At 64.6% G+C, this 1,176-nt stretch carries 1 protein-coding gene; it reads right to left on the bottom strand.

Going from position 1 to position 1,176, the window contains the following annotated elements; all coding sequences use genetic code 11:
- Entirely contained in the window at positions 1–1,176 is a 1,176-nt protein-coding gene (gene tuf / locus SMD10_RS25370) for an elongation factor Tu (RefSeq protein ID WP_331688497.1), read from the bottom strand.

The raw sequence follows: 1,176 nt of genomic DNA, 5'->3' as shown, positions 1-1,176 counted from the left end.
CTACTCGACGATCGAGGAGACGATACCGGCGCCGACGGTGCGGCCGCCTTCGCGGATGGCGAAGCGCAGCTTCTCTTCCATCGCGATCGGCACGATCAGCGTCACGTCCATCGTCACGTTGTCGCCCGGCATCACCATCTCCGTGCCTTCCGGCAGCGTGACGACACCCGTCACGTCCGTCGTGCGGAAATAGAACTGCGGACGGTAGTTGGTGAAGAACGGCGTATGACGACCGCCCTCCTCCTTCGTCAGGATGTAGGCTTCCGCCTTGAACTTCGTGTGCGGCGTCACCGAACCCGGCTTGCACAGGATCTGACCGCGCTCCACGTCCTCACGGCCGACACCGCGCAGCAGCGCGCCGATGTTGTCGCCCGCCTGGCCCTGGTCCAGAAGCTTGCGGAACATCTCCACACCCGTCACCGTCGTCTTCGACGTCGTGCGGATGCCCACGATCTCCACTTCCTCGCCAACCTTGATCACGCCGCGCTCCACGCGACCCGTCACCACCGTGCCGCGCCCCGAGATCGAGAACACGTCCTCGATCGGCATCAGGAACGGCTGGTCCACCGGACGCTCCGGCGTCGGGATGTAGTCGTCGACCGCCGCCATCAGCGCGCGGACCGCATCCTCGCCCGTCTCCTTGTTGGAGTCCTCGAGCGCCGCAAGCGCCGAGCCCTTGACGATCGGAATGTCGTCGCCCGGGAACTCGTAGCTCGACAGAAGCTCGCGAACCTCCAGCTCGACCAGCTCCAGAAGCTCCGGATCGTCGACCTGGTCCACCTTGTTCAGGAACACCACGATCGCCGGGACGCCGACCTGGCGCGCCAGAAGAATGTGCTCGCGCGTCTGCGGCATCGGGCCGTCCGCCGCCGAGACGACCAGGATCGCCCCGTCCATCTGCGCCGCGCCCGTGATCATGTTCTTCACGTAGTCCGCGTGGCCCGGGCAGTCGACGTGCGCGTAGTGACGCTTCTCCGTCTCGTACTCCACGTGCGCCGTCGCAATCGTGATGCCGCGCGCCTTCTCTTCAGGCGCAGCGTCAATCTGGTCGTACGCCCGGTACTCGCCAAAATACTTCGTGATCGCCGCCGTCAGAGACGTCTTCCCATGGTCAACGTGACCAATCGTCCCAATGTTGCAATGCGGCTTCGTACGCTCAAATTTGCTCTTGGCCAT

The organism is Consotaella aegiceratis (assembly GCF_036541425.1).
GTDB classification, from domain to species: Bacteria; Pseudomonadota; Alphaproteobacteria; order Rhizobiales; family Rhizobiaceae; genus Consotaella; species Consotaella aegiceratis.
This window is presented reverse-complemented; position numbering and strand designations above follow the sequence as displayed.

Bases quoted from the DNA above. Each gene is read 5' to 3' on its own strand.
- tuf (WP_331688497.1), bottom strand. From the start codon at position 1,176: ATGGCCAAGAGCAAATTTGAGCGTACGAAGCCGCATTGCAACATTGGG.